This window comes from Ahrensia marina, from assembly GCF_042140245.1.
Taxonomy (GTDB): Bacteria; Pseudomonadota; Alphaproteobacteria; order Rhizobiales; family MH13; genus MH13.
Genome location: NZ_CP159483.1, coordinates 901,625 through 921,787, shown reverse-complemented (window position 1 = coordinate 921,787; position 20,163 = coordinate 901,625). Strand labels below are relative to the sequence as shown.

The 20,163-nt window shown below is 59.8% G+C and carries 18 protein-coding genes; 15 read left to right on the top strand and 3 right to left on the bottom strand.

The annotated features are described in order from the left end of the window. The first annotated feature begins 107 nt into the window (after window positions 1-107). Window positions 108-521, top strand: coding sequence for a winged helix-turn-helix transcriptional regulator (locus ABWH92_RS04520; protein ID WP_375572533.1), 414 nt, complete (start codon window positions 108-110; stop codon window positions 519-521). Here the strand turns inward: ABWH92_RS04520 and ABWH92_RS04515 are convergent. Beyond that, complete coding sequence (locus tag ABWH92_RS04515) at window positions 518-1,399, bottom strand: LysR family transcriptional regulator (RefSeq protein ID WP_375572531.1); 882 nt, start codon at window positions 1,397-1,399, stop codon at window positions 518-520. The genes ABWH92_RS04520 and ABWH92_RS04515 overlap by 4 nt on opposite strands. 103 nt (window positions 1,400-1,502) lie before the next feature. Here ABWH92_RS04515 and ABWH92_RS04510 point away from each other — a divergent pair, with 103 nt between their 5' ends. Beyond that, complete coding sequence (locus ABWH92_RS04510) at window positions 1,503-3,071, top strand: proton-conducting transporter membrane subunit (protein WP_375572529.1); 1,569 nt, start codon at window positions 1,503-1,505, stop codon at window positions 3,069-3,071. Window positions 3,072-3,089: 18 nt separating this feature from the next. Then, window positions 3,090-5,486, top strand: a complete 2,397-nt coding sequence (locus ABWH92_RS04505; RefSeq protein ID WP_375572527.1) for a YbcC family protein — start codon at window positions 3,090-3,092, stop codon at window positions 5,484-5,486. Here the strand turns inward: ABWH92_RS04505 and ABWH92_RS04500 are convergent. Beyond that, window positions 5,483-6,622, bottom strand: coding sequence for a Gfo/Idh/MocA family protein (locus tag ABWH92_RS04500; protein ID WP_375572525.1), 1,140 nt, complete (start codon window positions 6,620-6,622; stop codon window positions 5,483-5,485). The two genes, ABWH92_RS04505 and ABWH92_RS04500, sit on opposite strands and share 4 nt — an antisense overlap. 21 nt (window positions 6,623-6,643) lie before the next feature. Beyond that, a complete protein-coding gene (locus tag ABWH92_RS04495; protein WP_375572523.1) occupies window positions 6,644-7,354 on the bottom strand; it encodes a GntR family transcriptional regulator in 711 nt (236 codons plus the stop codon). A 116-nt stretch (window positions 7,355-7,470) separates the two neighbouring features. On the opposite strand from ABWH92_RS04495, the gene ABWH92_RS04490 reads away from it, so the two are divergent. The 12 genes from ABWH92_RS04490 (at window position 7,471) to uxuA (ending at window position 20,027) form a co-directional block, all read left to right on the top strand. After that, the gene (locus ABWH92_RS04490) at window positions 7,471-8,625 is read left to right on the top strand and encodes an LLM class flavin-dependent oxidoreductase (protein WP_375572521.1); all 1,155 of its coding nucleotides are present in this window, start codon (window positions 7,471-7,473) and stop codon (window positions 8,623-8,625) included. Beyond that, the gene (locus tag ABWH92_RS04485) at window positions 8,625-9,518 is read left to right on the top strand and encodes an aldo/keto reductase family oxidoreductase (RefSeq protein WP_375572519.1); all 894 of its coding nucleotides are present in this window, start codon (window positions 8,625-8,627) and stop codon (window positions 9,516-9,518) included. The genes ABWH92_RS04490 and ABWH92_RS04485 overlap by 1 nt, the downstream gene beginning before the upstream one ends. A 19-nt stretch (window positions 9,519-9,537) precedes the next feature. Next, window positions 9,538-10,056, top strand: coding sequence for a flavin reductase family protein (locus ABWH92_RS04480; protein ID WP_375572517.1), 519 nt, complete (start codon window positions 9,538-9,540; stop codon window positions 10,054-10,056). 9 nt (window positions 10,057-10,065) lie between these two features. Further along, window positions 10,066-10,983, top strand: a complete 918-nt coding sequence (locus ABWH92_RS04475; protein ID WP_375572515.1) for an alpha/beta hydrolase family protein — start codon at window positions 10,066-10,068, stop codon at window positions 10,981-10,983. 35 nt (window positions 10,984-11,018) lie between these two features. Further along, the gene (locus tag ABWH92_RS04470) at window positions 11,019-12,005 is read left to right on the top strand and encodes a Gfo/Idh/MocA family protein (protein WP_375574184.1); all 987 of its coding nucleotides are present in this window, start codon (window positions 11,019-11,021) and stop codon (window positions 12,003-12,005) included. Further along, window positions 12,002-13,006 carry a Gfo/Idh/MocA family protein gene (locus ABWH92_RS04465; RefSeq protein WP_375572513.1) on the top strand — a complete coding sequence of 335 codons (1,005 nt, stop codon included), beginning with the start codon at window positions 12,002-12,004 and terminating at the stop codon, window positions 13,004-13,006. Before ABWH92_RS04470 ends, ABWH92_RS04465 begins: the two co-directional genes overlap by 4 nt. Before the next feature lies 1 nt (window position 13,007). Continuing rightward, a complete protein-coding gene (locus ABWH92_RS04460; RefSeq protein WP_375572511.1) occupies window positions 13,008-14,096 on the top strand; it encodes a Gfo/Idh/MocA family protein in 1,089 nt (362 codons plus the stop codon). A gap of 49 nt (window positions 14,097-14,145) precedes the next feature. Beyond that, window positions 14,146-15,426, top strand: coding sequence for an ABC transporter substrate-binding protein (locus ABWH92_RS04455; RefSeq protein WP_375572509.1), 1,281 nt, complete (start codon window positions 14,146-14,148; stop codon window positions 15,424-15,426). Window positions 15,427-15,566: 140 nt separating this feature from the next. Further along, a complete protein-coding gene (locus ABWH92_RS04450; RefSeq protein ID WP_375574183.1) occupies window positions 15,567-16,511 on the top strand; it encodes a carbohydrate ABC transporter permease in 945 nt (314 codons plus the stop codon). A gap of 16 nt (window positions 16,512-16,527) precedes the next feature. Beyond that, the gene (locus ABWH92_RS04445; RefSeq protein ID WP_375574182.1) at window positions 16,528-17,580 is read left to right on the top strand and encodes a carbohydrate ABC transporter permease; all 1,053 of its coding nucleotides are present in this window, start codon (window positions 16,528-16,530) and stop codon (window positions 17,578-17,580) included. Window positions 17,581-17,700: 120 nt separating this feature from the next. Continuing rightward, window positions 17,701-18,780, top strand: a complete 1,080-nt coding sequence (locus tag ABWH92_RS04440; protein ID WP_375572508.1) for an ABC transporter ATP-binding protein — start codon at window positions 17,701-17,703, stop codon at window positions 18,778-18,780. A gap of 20 nt (window positions 18,781-18,800) precedes the next feature. Beyond that, on the top strand, window positions 18,801-20,027 hold the full coding sequence (uxuA, locus tag ABWH92_RS04435; protein WP_375572506.1) for a mannonate dehydratase: 1,227 nt from the start codon (window positions 18,801-18,803) through the stop codon (window positions 20,025-20,027). The last annotated feature ends 136 nt before the right edge of the window (window positions 20,028-20,163 follow it).

The window sequence follows — 20,163 nt, the reverse complement described above, 5'->3', positions numbered from 1 at the left end:
TTAATTTTGAACTCAGCTAGATCTGACCTATCTGAGTTCATATGTCAAACTCAGATAACAACCCTCCTGTCAGACACCGTGCACCGGTGCCCATCGATCAGTGCCCTATGGCCGCTGCGGTTGAGCTTCTTGGAGATCGCTGGTCGCTGCTGATTTTGCGCGAGGCGTTTTACGGCGTGGTGCGCCATGCTGATTTTCGCGACGATCTCAACGTGCCACGTTCGGTGCTAACCGATCGCCTGGGCAAGCTGGTACGCGACGGGTTGCTGGAAAAAACCGAGTATCGCGAACAAGGCGCCCGCGCGCGCCATGCCTATGGCCTTACAAAGAAGGGGCGCGACCTTGCCATCACTTTGATTGCCATGACCGAATGGGGCGTTGAGCACTGTTTGGATGGGCACTCGCCTGTCGACATCGTGGACCGCAAGTCCGGGCAGTCGCTTCGCGTGGCGCTGGTTGACGAGGAGGGCAAGGAGCAGCCGCTCACGCGCGTCGCCCTCAAAGTTAAGGGTCAATACTAGCGTTCGCCCTCATCAACCACCAAAAGCTCACGGACCAGCGGGTTGGGGAAAGTGCGCTCCATGGTGACCGCGTAAAACGTCTCAGCCAGATCCGGCAGAGGCGTGGCTTCCACCAACATGCCAGCTGCCAACTCATCCTGCACCGCGATCAGCGGCAGCACGGCCAGTCCCACACCTTCACGGGCGAGCAGACGCATCATCGCCATATCATCCACTTCGGCCGCGATCTGCGGACGCAGATCAAGCCGTTCCATCCAAGCATCAAACCCGGTGCGCACGCTGCTTTCAGCGGTCGGAAGAACAACCGGATGAGTCGCAAGCAACACCTCAACAGTTTCACCGGCAATCCGCTCTGGCGTGCCCACAAGGCTGACGACCTGCTCATCGAGCCGATGCGCCACAAAGGTGGAGAGGGCATCGCGTGGCGGTGGTTGGTTCATCAACACCACGTCAAGGTTGAGTGTTTCCAAGCCACGCAAAAGGTCCTCAGCGCCACCAGAGCGCAGGATGAGATCGACGTCAGCCCGACCCAACAACGGCTTCAAAAAACTCAGCTGAAAGTTCCGCGACAGCGTCGCCAGCGACCCCACCCGCACTGCCCGCCGCGCCTGCCCCTCTTGGCGCAAGGTCGAAAGCAGCTCATCACCGGTCGCAAAAATCGTATCGGCATGGTCCAGCGTTAGACGCCCAGCTTCAGTAAGGTGCAGCGCTCGCCCACGCCTCTCAAAGAGCTGATGACCAAGCTGTTCTTCCAAACGCTTGATCTGCACGGACAAAGCCGACTGTGACACGTTGAGCTGTTCGGCCGTGCGCGTCAGGTTGCCGGTGTGCGCAACGGCGCGGAAATAGCGCAAATGATTGTAATTGAGCGGAGCCATTCGTTCGTTTTAAGTGAACATTATGCGCTAAACAATGTATTTTTATTGAGAGTACGTACGGGGTAATCCCCACCAGCTTTGAACATCGGCTGGAGACCTTCCCGTGTATGCCCTTCTTGCCTTCCTCGCGCCGCTCGCGCTGATTGCCGCCTCCATCTTTGCCTTTCGTGGCCCGTCCTTTCGCCCCACCGCAACAGTGAAGCTGGCCGAGACCGCAGCGCTTGCTGCCTTTGCAGTCTCCGCATTGGTCGGCGTGCTGTTGCTGGTGAACGGCGCCGCGACCTCGCCAACACTGGGCATTTCCAGCTTCGGCCTGGGCACCCGCGTCGATGCCCTGTCGGTCATCATGATGCTGCTGGTGTCATTCGTCGGCTGGGTGGTGCTGCGCTTTTCAGGCACCTATCTCGATGGCGAAGCCAAGCAGGGCCCGTTCACCGGCTGGATGCTGCTGACCTTGGCGTCGGTCCTGCTGCTCGTGCAGTCGGGCACGCTGGTGCAGCTTGTGATTGCCTGGATCGGCACCAGCCTCTTCCTGCACCAACTTCTTCTCTTCTATCCAGAGCGGGTGGAAGCCCAGCGGGCGGCGAAGAAAAAATGGATCGTCTCGCGCGCCGGTGACGTCGCGCTGCTCGCCGCTGCGCTCATCCTGATGGTGAGCTATGGCACGGGCGACATCGCCTCCATTCTGGCCGAGGCATCCGATGGCCAAGCGACAGCCAGCACCCTTTGGGTTGCAGGTCTGCTGGCACTGGCGGCCCTGCTCAAATCCGCGCAGTTCCCCACCCATGGCTGGCTCACCGAGGTGATGGAAACCCCAACTCCGGTTTCCGCGCTGCTGCACGCCGGTGTGATCAATGCCGGTGGCTTCCTGCTCATCCGCTTCGCCGACGTTATGCTGCTCGCCCCTGGGGTTCTGGCCGTTCTGGTGATGATCGGCGGCTTCACCGCCCTGTTCGGCGGTCTGGTGATGCTCACCCAGTCAGCGGTGAAAACCTCGCTCGCCTGGTCCACGGTCGCGCAGATGGGCTTCATGATCTTGCAATGCGGTCTGGCGCTTTTCCCGCTGGCATTGCTGCACATCGTCGCTCACTCGCTCTACAAGGCGCACGCCTTCTTGGCCTCCGGTGGCACGGTCGATCTGGTGGCCTCTATCCGCCGCCCCGGCCCCGTGGCGGTGCCAAGCCCCAGCGCGGTCGGCAAAGCCTTTTTGATCGCGCTCGCCATCTATGCTGTGGTTGCGACGCTGTTTGCCTTCATCGTCGGCTTTGACAGCAAATCACCGCAGGCACTCGCGCTCGGCGCGATCCTGATATTCGGCGTCGCCTATCTGCTCGCCCAAGGTCTTGCCGACAAAGCGCCCTGGGTGCTCACCTTGCGTACCTCGCAATATGCACTTGCCACCGCGCTTGCTTATTTCGCCCTGCAAACCGGCGCCGACTGGATCATGGCCGGCACACTACCTGCCACCCCGGCACCTGGACCGTTGGAATGGGCACTGATTGTGCTCTCCATTGTCAGCTTCGGTGTGGTCGCCGTGGCGCAGGCGCTCTTCCCGCTCTGGGCCTACCACCCAGCGGCGGCGGGCCTGCGGGTTCACCTCGCCAACGGTCTCTACGCCAACGCCGTCTTTGATCGCCTGATCAAAGGTCACACGCTGAAATCTTCATCCTAAGGTTCGGGAGCACCTCCAATGACCACGTCTCATCTCAAAGCTGCCGACCAAGCCGTTCGGGCCATTCCACCCGTCTGGCCTCTGGCGTCCTCTGTCGCCGTGAACCCCTATCTCGGCCAGTCCCACATGTCGCTGGCCGAAACCGGCGCGCTGCTCGCCCGGGTCTCCGGTGTGGTCATGACCATGCCGCGCGAATGGTATGGCGAGAAAATCGCCAAGGGCGAAATCACCGACGCTGATATCACAGCCGCCATCGCCAATGCGCCTGAAGCTCTGCGCCCGGCTGATGCGCAGGCCGTGCACGATGCACTCGCCAAGCCTCAACAGATCACCGAAGCCGAGGCCCAACGCCTGCCGACTGTGGCGAGCCTTGCCGCCAACGTCACGGGCATCGACTGGCCGAGCATCATTTCCTATCGGATTGGGGTCTGGGCTGCTGGCTATTTCGACCAAGGACAAGCGCTGTGGGCTGCACCAAAGGGCCGCAACGCCTATGCCGCTTGGCGGGAAACCGCGACCCACGACCTGACACCGGAAATTGCTGGTCTGAAAGGCTTTGCGCAGCATGTGGTGGACGCGCCGGACAATGCGCCGGACGCGATCCTGCGGGCTGTTGAAACGCTAAACCTGCCCGAAGCGGCGTGGCCAACCTTTTTCCACGGTCAGCTCACCTCTCTGGGAGGCTGGAGCCAGGTCGCCCGCTACAAGCTGTGGCAGGCCGAACTTGCTGGTGAAACCGACACGACCGGCATCGAGTTCCTCGCGATCCGCCTGGTTTGGGCCGAGGCGCTCTATCTGCACGCCAAAGATACGATTGAAGAAAGCTGGCGCGAAGCGGCTGCCAAATATGCCGAGCCGGTTGAGCCAACCGCAGATCTGGTCCTTGACCAGGTGCTGCAGGAAGCCGCCGAACGGGCCGCCCAGCGGGACTTGGCCGACATGTTCGCCAAGCCTGCGCCGCAAGCATCTGAGAAGCGCAAGACATTGCAAGCCGCCTTCTGCATCGATGTGCGCTCAGAAGTCTTCCGGCGTTCGCTGGAAGCGGTCGATCCAGCCATCGAAACCCTTGGCTTTGCTGGTTTCTTCGGCATCACCGCCTCACACAAGGGCTTTGCCTCGGATGTCGCCGAACACCGGCTGCCGGTGCTTCTCAACGCCGGCTTGCACTCGGTGTCGGGTGATGCGGACGACGAGAAGAAGGATCAGGCAACGCGGTTCTCCAAGCGGGCCAGCCGCGCCTGGGGCCGGTTCAAGCTCGCCGCCGTGTCGTCCTTTGCCTTCGTGGAGGCAACCGGCCCGGTCTATGTCGGTAAACTCGTCCGCGATGCGCTGGGCAAGACCAAGACAGAAGCGCCGAATGAGCCCGCACCTCGGCTCGACCCATCGCTTTCATTGGACGACCAGATCGAAGCGTCGAACACGGTGCTGCGAGCCATGTCATTGATCGACGACTTCGCCAAAATTGTTCTGCTCGCCGGTCACGGCGCCAGCGTCACCAACAACCCCCACAAAAGCGCGCTGCATTGCGGTGCCTGCGGTGGATATTCCGGCGAAGTGAACGCACGGCTTCTCGCCGCTGTGCTCAACAGCGCAGACGTTCGCAAGGGCTTGGTAAAAAAAGGTATCAACATCCCCGAGGACACGCTGTTCCTTGCCGGGCTGCACGACACAACCACCGATGCGATCACGCTCTACGAGGGCGACCAACCGGTGACCAGCCATACGGCGGAGCTGAAAACCATCAAGACCTGGTTTGAGGCTGCCGGCAAAGTGACACGGGCCGAACGCGCGCTGCGCTTGCCACGGGCCGAGGGTGAAAACCACATCGCACCCCGCAGCCAGGATTGGGCGGAGACCCGGCCTGAATGGGCGCTCGCCGGCTGCAAGGCCTTCATCGCCGCCCCGCGGTCGCGCACTTCTGGCAAGTCACTAGAGGGCCGCGCGTTCCTGCATACCTATGACTGGCGAAAAGACGCTGAAAACGGCTTTGGCGTGCTGGAACTCATCATGACCGCACCGGTGGTCGTCGCCAGCTGGATATCGCTGCAATATTACGGCTCATCCGTCGCACCGCAGGCGTTCGGCGGCGGCAACAAGCTCATCCACAATGTGGTCGGCGGCATCGGCGTGGTGGAAGGCAATGGCGGCAGCCTCTGCCCTGGGCTGCCCTGGCAGTCAGTGCATGATGGAGAAAAGCTTGCCCACGATCCGCTGCGGCTTTCGGTCTGCATCGAAGCGCCGACCGATGCAATGAGCGAGATCCTCTCCCGACATGAGGGCGTGCGCGATCTGTTCGACAACAACTGGCTGCACCTCTTTGCCCTCGACGCAGAAGGGAAAATGGCCATGCGCTATGTCGGCGACCTGAAATGGGAAGCTGTTTCAACGCCTGTTAAATCAGCAGCCGCAGCCTAAATCTCGACAGCCTGGCCGGTACGGGCCAACTCCTGCGCTGCCATGCCCATCTGCACCGCCATAGCGCCGTCGGCCAGTGACACTGCTGGCTGGCGGCCCTGGCGGATCGCCTCTAGAAATAGTTGGTGCTGGTAGAAGGTCGCACCATTGTGGTCGCCCGCTTCCAGCAGATCCTCGTCCACCGGAATGTCCAGCTCCATCGGCCCTTTTGGATCGCGTGGTGAGACGATCACCTTGGCCACCGGCGGCACGCCAAGCTGAGCCGGCCAAAAGCGGGTTGGTCCTGGCACGAACGCTTCGATCTTACCTTTAGACCCAACGGCGCAAATCTCTTCCTGATAACGGCTGCCATCGGCGAACATGCACAGCTCCAACATGCCACGTGCCCCGTTCTCAAAGTCCACAATCACATAGCCATGGTCCCAAATGTCAGGGACTTCGCCATCATAGGCCTCATCCAGATGGTTCACTGCCTGCCCGGCTGAGGCCATCACCCGCACCGGCTCGCTCTGCATGGCAAGGCGCATCAAGTCGAAGAAATGGCAGCATTTCTCAACCATGGTCCCACCGGTGTTGCGCGCAAACCGGTTCCAATCGCCCACCTTTCCCAGAAACGGAAAACGGTGCTCTTTGATAGACAACATCCTGATGCCCCCAGTCTCTTCATGCACGCGGCTCAGAAACGAGGCGATGGGTGGCATATAGCGATACTCCATCGCCACCCAGACCAGCGCCGGATAGCGCGCAGCGAACTCCGCCAGTTGAGCCGTGTGCAATGGATCGGTATAAACAGGTTTCTCCACGAGCAGGGGAAGCGCACGACGACCGGCGATCTCCAGCATCTGGCCAACGTGCAAATGGTTGGGGGAAGCGATCACCAGCGCGTCGATCCCGTCCAAGTGCAAAAGCGCATCCAAACTGTCCACGGCGGTGGCATCTGGCGCTAGAAAGCTCGCTTCTTTGCGCATGCCCTCATCAGGTTCGGCCAGCGCCACAACCTCAGCATTGTCCAAGAACGCGATGTTGCGGATGTGCTCCTGACCCATCATGCCCGTGCCAATGATGCCATAGCGCGTGGGCGGCTCATCGCTGAGGTTGGGGTGAAAGGCGTGATCGCTAAAGGGTTCTTGTGTCATGTGATCCATGATTCTTTGTTCTCATTTCATGCGGGTGACATAGCGCGCTTTGTCGGCGTCGAACCAGTTGCGCGAAAACTCAGCAACCGTTCCATCTTTGGAAAAGCTTAGGCGTTCCACCAGTCCAGTGGGCGCACCAACAGGCTGGCCAAAAGCCGAGGGCGCCCAGTTGGGTACAGAGCCAACACCCACTCGGTCTTCCACGCGGGTGATCCAAAGGTTCAGCGCCTGGCGGTAATATAGGTAGAGCGATTCTGAGATCGCATCGCGGTTCAGATGCCCCACATAGCTTCCATCAAGCCAGATCTCTTCCACCGCCGCGGGCTGACCACCCAAGGAACGCAGACGGCGAATGCGGTGACCTTCCGGTGATGCACCAAAGGCGGGCAGATCATCGGGCTTAGGCAACCGTTCAATATCGAGCACGTCGGCTGTCGGCAGACCGCCACCTTCCATCAGTTCCAGGCGAAAGAAAGCGTACACACCGCTCGGGTTGCCGCTGGCGCGCACATAGTTGCCCGAGCCGTGCACGCGCTCCAAAAGGCTCTGCTTTTCCAACTCACCAAGGGATTTGCGCAGTGTGCCCACGGAAATCGAGAGCGAGGCCGCCATCTCCCGCTCAGGCGGCAGGCGCTCTCCGTCGCGCAGACGGCCAGACCCGATGTCACGGATCAGCATTTCGCTGATCTGCAAATAGACGGGCAAAGATCCGGAGGTGTTGGTGCGCGGCAAAAGAAGCTCAAAAACAAAATTGATACAGCATTGATCTACATCAACTGCAATGCTATGCAAGAGAAAAATGAGGTGCGTTCAAACCGCACACCACTGGAAATGGAAATGCCTCCTCAATGACGATTGTCCCAGTTACCTCCGCTGATCTCGATGCCGCCGAAGTCTCCTGGTTCTCCGCGCTGTGCTCGGACGACTATGAGTTTTTGGGCGTGCCGGATGGGGCTTTGCGCTCCAGCTGGGAGCACTGCTCGGACATTTTGAAAGAAGCCGAGGCCCAGGGCTTCCGCAACATTCTCTGCCCCTCCTCCTATCAGGTCGGCCAGGACACGCTGAGCTTCGTGGCGGGCGGCGCGCCGATCACGAAAGACATCAACTTTCTGGCCGCCATTCGCTGCGGTGAGATGCAGCCGATCATGCTGGCACGCACCGTCGCGACGCTGGACCATATGCTGCGCGGCCGCCTGACGCTGAACGTGATTTCCTCCGATTTCCCTGGCCAGCGCGAGGACAGCGCCTATCGCTATCAGCGCAGCCACGAGGTGGTGGAGATCCTGAAGCAAGCCTGGACGCAGGACGAGATCACCTATGACGGTGAGATCTACCAGTTCGACAAGGTGCCCACCGGCCCGGCCAAACCCTATCAGACCGGCGGCCCGCTGCTCTATTTCGGCGGCTACTCGCCCCCCGCGCTGGAGCTATGCGGCAAGCATTGCGACGTCTATCTCATGTGGCCCGAACCCAAGGACCAGCTTGCTGAACGCATGAAAGCGGTGAATGCCGTGGCCGAGCAGCACAATCGCACGCTGGACTATGGCCTCCGCGTTCACGTGATCGTCCGCGACACCGAACAAGAGGCACGCGAATACGCTGATCATCTCGTCTCCAAGTTGGACGATGAATACGGGAAGCTGATCCGCGACCGCGCCCACAATTCTATCTCGCTCGGCGTTGCCCATCAGGCCAAAGCGCGGGAGCTGGCCGACAAATACGGCTATGTCGAACCGCATCTTTGGACTGGTGTTGGCCGAGCACGTTCCGGCTGCGGCGCGGCGCTAGTTGGCTCCGCCGATCAGGTGCTCTCAGAGCTTGAGAGCTATCAGAAGATGGGCATGCGTGCCTTCATCCTGTCGGGCTACCCGCATATCGATGAGTGCAAGAGCTTTGGCCAGCGCGTTCTGCCGCAGATGAAAACCGTCTCCCTGCCGCACGCGTATGGCCGAGTCCCGGCCGAGCTTCCCGCGACGCCGCTAGCAGCGGGCGCTCGAGTCTGATGAAACGCGTATCTCTAAACCCTGATCTTGAGCTCTCGCGCATCGTCTACGGCATGTGGCGGATCGGCGATGACACCGACACCTCGCCATCCCATGTTCAGGCCAAGATCGAAGCCTGCTTGGCCCAAGGCATCACCACCATGGACCAAGCCGACATTTATGGCGGCTACACGGCCGAAGCCATTCTGGGTGCGGCGTTCCAGGCCTCACCAGGTCTGCGCGATAAGGTTGAGCTGGTCACAAAATGCGACATCGTTGCCCCGATGGGCCGCTACCAATCGGCCCGTGTGAAACACTACAACACCTCGCGCACCCACATTCTGGCCTCGGTCGAGCACTCGCTTCAGGATATGAAGACCGACCGGATCGACCTTTTGCTCATCCACCGGCCTGACCCCTTCATGGACCATCACGAAACCGGTAAGGCGCTCGATGAACTGGTGGCCTCTGGCAAGGTGCGCGCGGTGGGGGTGTCCAACTTCAAGCTGAACGACTGGACACTTCTGCAAAGCGCCATGTCCACCAAGCTTTGCACCAACCAGGTGGAGCTGTCGGTGCTCAACCACGCGCCCTTTATCGAAGGCGAGGTTCAGTGGATGCAGGAACGCGGCATCCACCCGATGGCCTGGTCACCGCTTGGCGGCGGCGGCTTGTTTGGCACTGGGGGCGAGGCTGTCCGCAGCGTGCTGAAACGCATGGCATCCGACCAGGGTGTCGATGTTGCGGCTGTGGCCGTTGCCTGGCTGCTCGCCCATCCCGCCAAGATCCTCCCCGTGATGGGCACCAACACGCTCGATCGCATTCAAACCTTTGACCAGGCCACAGGCGTCAAAATGGACCGCCAGGACTGGTTTGAGATTCTAACCGCTGCACAAGGCCACGAAGTACCTTAAAGGTACGAAGAGAGGTTCCATGAACATGCATGCCCCGATTTCCAGTTTCGTGCCGGCAGCGAACAACTCAAAGGAGTTGCGCAGCGCCTTCTCCCGCTTTGCCACAGGCGTCACCGTGGTCACAGCTATGACCGAAGCCGGCCCCATAGGCATGACCGTAAACAGCTTTTCTTCCGTGTCTCTGGAACCGCCGCTGACGCTTTGGTCCATCGACCGCAAATCAAGCCGCTATGAAGCATTTGCAAACGCCTGGGACACCGCCATCCACGTGCTCTCGCACGATCAGGAAGCGCTGTGCCTAGCGTTCGCGAAAAAGCCCGATGCGTTCGACCAGACGGTTTGGAACGAAGGGCCGAACGGCGTGCCGCTCATCGATGGTTGCCTGGCCCGCTTCGAATGCCGCCGCTTCGGCAAGCATGATGCGGGTGATCACACCATTCTGGTGGATCAAGTGATGCATGCCACCATGCAGACCGGCGAGAAAACAGGCGATCCTCTGGTTTTCTTCCAAGGACAGTTCAGCGGATTGGGTGACTGATACGCCATCATGATGTCCCGTAAGACCCGCCAAGAGGTCATTCAGGAACTTGAAGATCTCCTCGGGAGCAGCCTCACAGAGGCAGCGTTTGCCGCTCCACGCCTGGTGGATCGGCAGAGCCATGAGGGCTGGAACCTCGATACGCTACATTTTAAAGGCGCTGAGGATGAAACAGTCCCAGCGCTTTTTCTGCATCCCGCCGATCCCGATATGCCGGTGCCAGCCGTGCTTTGCTGCCACGCCCATGGCAATCGCTTTGAGGCTGGTATGGCCGAGTTGATGGAAGGGCGCGGCAGCCTGCAGGGGGCCTACGGTCCAGCGCTGCAAGCCTTGGGCATCGCAAGCCTCTGCCTAGAAATGCCTGCCTTCGGCGCCCGGCAAAGTCGCACGGAAAGCGAACGCGCCAAAAAACATCTCTGGAACGGCACCACCCTGTTCGGCCAAATGCTCGAAGAGTTGGCCGCCGGAATCAGTTTTCTAGCAGACCATGCCGATGTGGATGAAACCCACATCGGGGCACTGGGTTTCTCCATGGGCTCAACCCACGCCTGGTGGATGGCCGCGCTGGATGAACGGGTGAAAGCATCGGTCGCGCTTTGCTCCTTCGCAGATCTGGATTGCCTTACCAAAACCCCAGCGCACGATGGCCATGGCATCTACATGAATGTGCCGGGCCTTTTGAAAACCTTCTCCACCGGTCAGATAGCGGGCCTCGCCGCCCCGCGCGCGCTGATGATCGGCGTTGGTCTGCAAGACTGGTCAACGCCAGAACCCTGCTTTGAAAAGGCACGCAAAGAACTTGACGCTGCGTATTCCGATGCGCCGGAGGCCTTGCACTTTCACATTGAACCAGACATGGGCCATGTCGAAACGCCTGCCATGCGGCAGGTCTCACTCGACTTTCTGGAGGCTCATCTGTGTCAGTAACTCAGGCAAAAAACTGCGCTCTCATCGGAACCGGCATGGTGGCCGGAACCCATGTCGCCGCGATCAAAGCATCGGACAAGGTTGTCCTGAAAGGGGTCACCGCTCGTCGCCCGGAAAGCGCGCAATCCTTTGCCAACGAACATGGCGTGGATGCTTACCCCGATGTTGCAGCCATCGCCGCTGATCCTGCCATCGACTTCGCGATCATCGTCACGCCACCGAATGCACGAACCGAGCTGATCGAACCGCTAGCCAATGCCGGCAAGCCGATCCTTTTGGAGAAGCCCGTCGCCCGCGATTACAAAGAAGCCGAGCAAGTGGTCAGGCTCTGCGAGGACGCCAGCGTGAAGCTTGGCATCGTCTTCCAGCACCGCATGCGTGAAGCCTCAAAGAAAGCCACTGAGCTCGTTGCTTCCGGCAAACTTGGCGCGTTGGGCGTCGCAGACATCAATGTGCCCTGGTGGCGCGAGCAAGCCTATTATGATGAGCCGGGGCGCGGCACCTATACCCGTGATGGTGGCGGCGTGCTGATCAGCCAAGCGATCCATACCCTCGATTTGGCGCTTTCTCTCACCGGCCCAGTGGCAAGCGTGCAAGCGATGACGGCCACCAGCCGCTTCCACACGATGGAAGCCGAAGACTTCGCGACGGCGGGTCTGCGCTTTACGAACGGCGCCATCGGTTCACTGGTCGCCTCATCAGCAAGCTTTCCAGGTGGGGCAGAAACCATCACCCTGCATTTCGCCAAAGCCAGCCTGCATCTGGGTTCAGGCGTGCTCACCGTGTCGTGGCGCAACGGCGAAACGGAAACGTTCGGCGCCTCAGCCACCACCGGCGGCGGCGCGGACCCTATGGCCTTCACCCATGAATGGCACCAGGGCATCATCGAAGACTTCTGTGATGCCATCACCGAAGGTCGCGATCCTGTTGTCACAGGGCGTAAAGCGCTTGCAGCCCACCTGTTGATTGACGCGATCGAGCACTCCTCCAAAATCTGCCAGATGGTGGCTATCGCGCAATGACATTGACCTTTGCAGCCCTCGGCATCGATCACCGCCACATTTTTGGCATGGCGGGTAACATGCAGGATGTTGGGGCCACGTTCAAAAGCTGGTGGACGGAAGGGACGCCTGGCACCGAGGACGGGTTCGTCAAACGCTTTCCAGACGTGCCCAAGGCCAGCAGAGACGATATTCTGGTCGACCCAGAGATAGACCTCATCCTCATCTCCGCCATTCCCCGTGACCGAGCAGCGCTCGCCATCGCGGCCATGGAAGCCGGCAAGGACGTGATGGTCGATAAGCCCGGCTGCACGACGCTGGAACAGCTGGATGCCATCAAGGACTGCCAGACACGGACCGGTCGTATCTGGTCAGTGGATTTTTCCGAGCGCTTCGAGGTGCCCTCGGTCACCAAGGCCACCGAACTGGTTCAAGCCGGTGCCATCGGCAAAGTGGTGCAAACTCTCGGCCAAGGCCCACATCGCCTCAACCGCGGCACCCGGCCGGATTGGTTCTTTGAACGCGACGCCTATGGCGGCATTCTGGTGGATATTGCCAGCCACCAGATCGATCAGTTCCTGTTTTTCACCGGCTCGACGGACGCTGAGATCACGCTGGCGCAGGTCGGCAACTTCGCCAATCCTGATGACAAAGGCCTGCAGGATTTTGGCGAAATCGCCCTGAAAAGCGATCAGGGCCACGGCTACATCCGCGTGGATTGGTACACGCCCGATGCACTGCCCAATTGGGGCGATGGCCGCCTGACGATCCTCGGGACTGAGGGCTATATTGAGCTGCGCAAATATGTCGATGTCGGTGGGCCTGAGGGCACCGACTTCCTGGTGCTGGTCAATGGCGACAAATGCGAGAAAATCCACTGCGCCGATGCAGGCCTGCCCTACTTCCAAAACCTGGCGAACGACATTGCAAACCGCACCGAAACAGCGATGCCGCAAGCCCACGCCTTCAAGGTGATGGAGCTTGGGATCAAGGCCCAGATGATGGCAGAAGGGCAGTCGTAGCATGCGCAATGTGGCCATCATCGGCGCTGGCATCGGAGAGCAGCATCTGGCGGGCTACCGGCAACTGCCCGACCAATTTGCCGTGAAAGCCATTTGCGACCTCAACCAAGATCGCGCGCGGGTGATCACGGGCGGTGACAACAGCATCGCTATTCATACCGACAGCCATGCAGTTCTAAACGATGATGCCATCGACATCGTCGATATCTGCCTGCCACCGCACCTGCATTTCGACATGACGCTGGCTGGCCTCAAAGCTGGCAAGCATGTGATCTGCGAAAAGCCGCTGGTGCGCTCCGTGCGCGAAGTGGACGCGCTCATCGAGGCTGCAACCGAGGCGAAATGCAAGGTCTTCCCGGTTTTCCAATATCGCTATGGCCACGGCTTGCATCAGCTCCAAGCGCTCATCCATGCAGGGCTTGCTGGCAAGCCTTATGCGGCGAGCCTTGAAACCCATTGGAACCGCGATTCAGAGTATTACGCTGTTGCCTGGCGCGGCACATGGACCGGCGAGTCGGGCGGCGCGGTGCTCGGCCATGCGATCCACAATCACGATTTGCTCACCTATGTGATGGGTCCGATCCGCTCGCTCTCAGCGATCACCACAACGCGGGTGAATCCGATTGAGGTCGAAGACTGCGCAGCGATCAGCTTTGAGATGGAATCCGGCGCGCTTGCCACCTCTTCCATTTCGCTGGGCGCCGGTGATGATACCAGCCGTTTGCGGTTCCTTTTTGAAGGTCTGACCGCAACCTCAGGCACCGAACCCTATGCGCCGGGCGAAGGCACCTGGACCTTCACTGCTCGCAACCCCACCAAACAAGCACAAATCGATGCCGTTTTGGCCAATTTGACCCCCGTCCCTCAAGGATATGCCGGATTCTTCCAGGCAATCGCATATTCACTTGACGGGCACCCCGGTCGTGACGTCACATTGGCTGATGGACGCCGGTCAATCGAACTTGTCACGGCGGTCTATCAGGCTGCACGGACAGGAAAGCGCGTGGCCCTACCGCTCGGAAAGGAGAACGCGCTCTACGCCGGATGGCAGCCTGAAAGGCCTCATCCACCTCAGCCCCAGACGCATTAAGAAAAACCAGTTTGGGCAGGCTATTTTAGACCTCTTGGGAGAGAAACAAATGAAAAAGACCCTCCTTACCACGTCCGCGCTGGCGGCAATGATGGCAGGCACCGCTTTGGTTCCGGCTACGGCTTCAGCGCAGGAAATCCGCTTCATGTGCTATTCCGATGGCAATGAATGCGAAGTCTATGATGATGTGATCGACCGCTTCGAAGAGGCCAACCCTGGCGTCACCGTCGCTGTCGATGTGGTGCCTTACCAGGCCATCCTTGAGAACCTGCCTGTCCAGCTGGCTGCTGGCGAAGGCCCCGACCTTGCCAAAGTCACCGACCTTGGCGGCCTCAACGAGTACTATCTCGACCTGGAACCCTATGTGGACGCAGGCTACTGGGATGAAAGCTTTGGCGGCACGCTCGACTGGTACCGTGGCGGCGAAGACCGTCAGGGCATCTACGGCATGCACTCACAGCTGACCGTGACAGGCGCGTTCGTCAACGCAACGCTCTTCGAGCAGGCTGGCGTTGACCTTCCTGGCGAAGGTGCAACTTGGGAAGACTGGGCTGACGCCTCACGCCAGGTCGCTGAAGCAACCGGCGCACCATTCCCAATGGCGATTGACCGGTCCGGCCACCGCGTCGCAGGTCCAGCGATCTCTTACGGCGCGGCTCTGTTCGATGAGAATGGCGATGCCATCCTGGTCGACGATGGTTTCACGGCCTTCGTTCAGCAGTTCGTGGATTGGCACGAAGACGGCACCATCGCCCGCGATGTGTGGGCTGGCCAGGGCGGTCAGACCTATCAGGATGCCGCGCAGGAGTTCATCAATGGTGACCTCGTCTTCTACTATTCCGGCAGCTGGCAGGTTGGCCGCATGGACGAGCAGGTTGGCGACTTCTTCGATTGGCAAGTTGTCGGTTCGCCATGTGGTCCAGCTGGCGCATGCTCTGGTATGCCAGGTGGCGCAGGCATCGTCGGTTTCGCTGAAACCGAGCACCCAGAAGAGGTGGCCGCTTTGATCGACTTCCTGGCACAGGAAGATGTGTATGGCGAAGTGGCCGCCCGCACCCGCAACATCCCGGCCCACCTTGGCGTGGCCGCAGCTGGTGTTGAGTTCCAGGACGCTTCGGATGGCGCCAAAGCAGCGCTGAACGGCTTTGCCGGTTCGCTGCCCGACATCCACCCAGCTGCCTTCGCCTATCAAGGCTATGCGGGCAACCGCGCCATGTTCGGCATCACGGTTGAACGCGTCAGCCAAGCCATTGTTGGCGAGCTGACAGTTGAGGAAGCCATGGAGCGCGCGGCCTCTGACCTCGCCGAAGCCATGGCTGAGACCAACTAGGCCGGGCCTGACCGATGGTCACCAACACGGAGGTGGGCGATAACACATCGCCCGCCTCACCCGAACCTTCCCCACAGCGGCCATCGCGGGCTGCACCGGTGAAGGGAGATGGGATCGCCCTTACCCTTCTCTCACCGCTTATGCGGGTGATCGAGATACCCTTCTTGGCGCTGCAAAGGCTTCTAGGCGTCAACCGGCTTGCTTGGGTTTTCCTTCTGCCCAACCTGCTTCTGTTCGGCCTGTTTGCCTTTTTGCCGATCATCTTGAACGTCTTTTACGCCATGACCGGCGGTGACAATGTTCTGCTGGAAAACCGCCCCTATGTCGGCGGTCAGAACTTCGCCACGCTGTCGGACTGCTCAAACTTTCTTGATCCCAATTCCTGCCTTCAGGACAAATTCTGGCGCGCGGTGTGGAACACCACTTGGTTCGTCACCTTGCAGGTCGGCATCATGGTCGGCTTTTCGTTGCTGACCGCCATCATCTTGAACCGTGACATCCGCGCCCGCGGCTTCTTCCGCTCCGTTTTCTTCTTCCCCGTGCTTCTGTCGCCGGTTGTTGTCGCGCTGATCTGGAAATGGATCTTGCAGCGCGAGGGCCTGCTGAACGCCTTCCTCGACTGGACAGGCATTGGCGGCACAAACTGGCTGATTGATGCGCAATGGGCCTTCACCTGGACCGTCTTCCTATCTGTCTGGGCGCATATGGGCTTCTACACGCTCATCCTGCTGGCCGGATTACAAGCGATCCCACGCGACGTCTATGAAGCCGCCACCATGGACCGCGCCTCACCCTGGCGTACGTTCACCAAAATAACGCTGCCACTGCTCTCACCCACCATGCTTGTGGTGCTCGTGTTGGCACTGATCAAGGGCGTGCAAACCTTTGATGAAGTCTTCGCCTTCACCGGCGGTGGACCGGGCACAGCCACCACCTTCATCATCCAGTACATCTATGAAGAAGGCTTTGCCGGGGCACCGCGTCTGTTTGGCCTCGCCGCCGCGGCCTCGCTGATGGTGGCGGGCGTTTTGGTGTTGTTGACGCTGGTGCAGCTGTGGATCAACCGGAGGAATGTCGATGGCTAACTCCGTTAGTGGGAAGATGACCCTCTGGCAGATGCTCACTGCCACCCGTGGCAAGAACGGCAAGCTGCATTGGACGGATTGGGTATCCTACGGCTACCTGATCCTCGGCGTCTTCTTGATGTTTTTCCCGGTGGTCTGGCTGCTCATGTCGAGCTTCAAAACCGAGGCTGATCTGCAACGCTACCCACCCACCTTTTTGCCCTATCAGCAGACCACGGTGGAGTTGCCCGGGATGGACGGGCAATTCCCGCTGTTTGAGATCACCGGCGGCGACCATGAAGGTCGCACGTTAGCGCAGTTGCGCCGCGTGGGCCTGGTGGCGCAGATGGTTGATCCAGCAAACCCGGACGAGCGGTTGCGCGTCGATATCTCAGACCGGCAACCGGTTCAGGAGGTGCGGCTGGCGGTGGAAAACTACACCGGCCTGTTTGAGCGCTTCAATTTCATGCGCTTCTTCTTCAACTCCACCTTCATCACGGTGACGGCGACACTGATCATGCTGCTGGTCAACGCCATGGCGGCCTTCGCGCTCTCAAAATACCAGTTCCGAGGGCGAACGGCGGTGCTCTTACTGGTCATCGGAACGTTGATGATCCCGCAAACGGTGGTGCTGGTGCCGCTGTTCCTGATCGTCACCGAGATGGGCATGTTAAACTCGCTCTGGGGCGTGATCATACCTGGCGCGGCCACGCCCACCGGGGTGTTTCTCTTACGCCAATACATGATCACCATACCCGACGAGATTTTGGACGCTGCGCGCATGGACAAGGCGTCGGAGTGGAAGATTTTCTGGCGGATCATCATCCCGCTCTCGGCACCCGCGATTGCGGTGCTGGCGATCCTTGCGATCATGTGGCGCTGGAACGACTTCCTTTGGCCGCTGATCGTACTGACGGAAAGCCAGAACTTCACGCTGCAATTGGCGCTGAACTCTTTCCAGGGTGAGCTTCAAACCGAATGGTCGAGCCTGCTCGCCATGACGGTGTTGACGCTGCTGCCCATCGCGCTGGTGTTCATGTTCCTGCAGAAGTACATCGCCACGGGGATTGCCTCGACCGGGGGTAAATAAAGCGACGCGGTTGTTCCGAAGGAACAGAGCGAAGCGCATTGGAAACAAACGGCGTGATTGGGTCAAAGGCTCGCGCCGAGGAGAGAAGAATGATCGGCAAACCGATCACGGGGGAACACAATGGCCAGCGTTGAGCTGAAAAACCTGAAAAAAGCCTATGGCGAGACCGAGGTAATCCGCGGCATCGACATGCAGATCGAGTATGGCGAGTTCTGCGTGTTTGTTGGTCCGTCCGGCTGCGGAAAATCCACACTCCTGCGGATGATTTCCGGTCTTGAGCCGATCACCTCCGGCGATATTGAGATCGAAGGCTCGGTGGTCAACACAATCCCGGCAGCCGACCGCGGGCTGGCCATGGTCTTCCAGTCCTACGCGCTTTATCCGCACATGACGGTGCGGCAAAACCTTTCTTTCGGCCTTGAAAACATCAATACGCCGAAGGCTGAGATCGCCGAAAAAATCCAATCGGTCGCTGCCATGCTGCAGATCGACATGCTGCTGGATCGACGCCCGAAAGATCTATCGGGCGGACAACGCCAGCGCGTCGCCATCGGCCGTGCCGTTGTCCGCGAACCGAAGGTGTTTCTGTTCGATGAACCGCTATCGAACCTGGATGCCGAACTGCGCGTTGATATGCGCGGCGAGATTTCCGCGCTCCACAAGCGCCTTGGGAACACCATGATCTATGTGACCCACGATCAGGTGGAGGCCATGACGATGGCCGATAAAATCGCTGTGCTGCGCCTTGGCGTTCTGGAGCAATTCGGCCGTCCGCTCGATCTCTACAATTCGCCGGCCAACCTGTTCGTGGCGGGCTTTATCGGCTCGCCGAAGATGAACTTTCTAACCGGCGAAATCGACACCTCTGACCGGACGTTGCTTACCCTTGATACGGGGGAGAAAATCCATCTGCCGTCGAACGGGTTCCGCCACCAAGTCGGCCAAAAAGTTACACTAGGCGTGCGCCCCAATGAGCTGCGTCCCGACCCCATCGGCGTGATGGATATGCAAGTCGCCGCGGTGGAACAACTCGGCAGCGACAGCTATCTTTACGGCGCCCTGAAGGATGGCACCAAGCTGACGGTCCACAACCCAGGTCAAACCAAGGTGGAGGCAGGCGAGACGGTCAGCCTTGGTGCAGAACCCTCCACATTTCACCTGTTTGACACAGCCTCGACACTCTCCTTGCGCGAGGCCTGATCCACCCGTATGCGATCACCATGCTAAGACAGACTTGGCGCTGGTTCGGTCCAGCGGACACCATCTCAATTCCTGAAATCCGCCAAACAGGTGCCGAAGGCATCGTGTCAGCACTGCACCACATCGCTCCTGGCGATGTGTGGACACCTGAGGAAATCGCCGAGCGCAAAGAGCAAATCGAGCAAGCGGTCGTGCCGCAGGCACGGAGCGGCGAGACAAGAACACCTTCCGGCCTCACCTGGGATGTGGTCGAAAGCGTGCCGGTGTCGGAGGCCATCAAGACCCAAACCGGACCGGTAACGGACCATTACGAAGCCTACCGGCAATCCCTGCGCAACCTTGCCGATCAGGGCCTTCAGACAGTCTGCTACAACTTCATGCCGATCCTTGATTGGACGCGCACCGATTTGGCCGCTCAGATGCCCGACGGCGCGACGGCCATGCGCTTCGACATGCTGGAGTTTTGCATTTTTGATGCGCTCTTGTTGGATCGTCCTGGCGCTGAACACGACTATCCTGGCGAGATGTTAGAGAACGCGCGCGCGCGCCATGTGAGCATGAGCGATACCGACAAGCAGGGCTTGGTGAACAACATCGTGGCCGGACTGCCCGGCGCCAATGACAGTTGGACGCTGGATGATGTCCGCGAACAGCTCGCCACCTACGCCGACATCAACGCGGATAGGCTGCGCCAGAACCTGATCGACTTTTTGGGCGAAGTGGTGCCAATAGCAGAAGAGGTCGGCATTCGGCTTTGCTGCCATCCGGACGATCCGCCCTTTTCCCTGCTCGGCCTACCGCGCGTCATGTCGACAACGGACGACTACGCGGCGGTGCTTGATACCGTCGACAGTCCGGCCAATGGCGCAACGCTCTGCACGGGGTCGCTAGGCGTGCGCGAGGATTTCGATCCGGTGGAATTTGTGGACCGACTTGGCCCAAAGATCCATTTCATCCATCTGCGCAACACTCAACGGACGGAACCTTCAGCGGGCCTGAAATCCAGCTTCTATGAGAGCGAGCATCTAGGCGGCGACACCGATATGGTCGCCACCATCGGCGCACTGCTCGCCGAACAAAAACGCCGGAAAGCCGAAGGCCGCGCCGATTGGCAAATCCCCATGCGCCCCGATCATGGCCAGGCGATGCTGGATGATCTTTCCAGCAACTCCATGCCCGGCTACCCGCTGATTGGGCGGATGCGAGGGCTGGCCGAACTGCGCGGGATCATGCAGGCGTTGGGGTAAGCGGCAAGAACCATCATCCATTTGCTGTTGCGATGGCACCCAACTTGGCACTGAGCACGTTTCATTCTTGAGAACATAAAACGTGTTTTAGCCGAGTACATCGATGCCTGACTTGGACTAATTTCGAGGTTTTGTT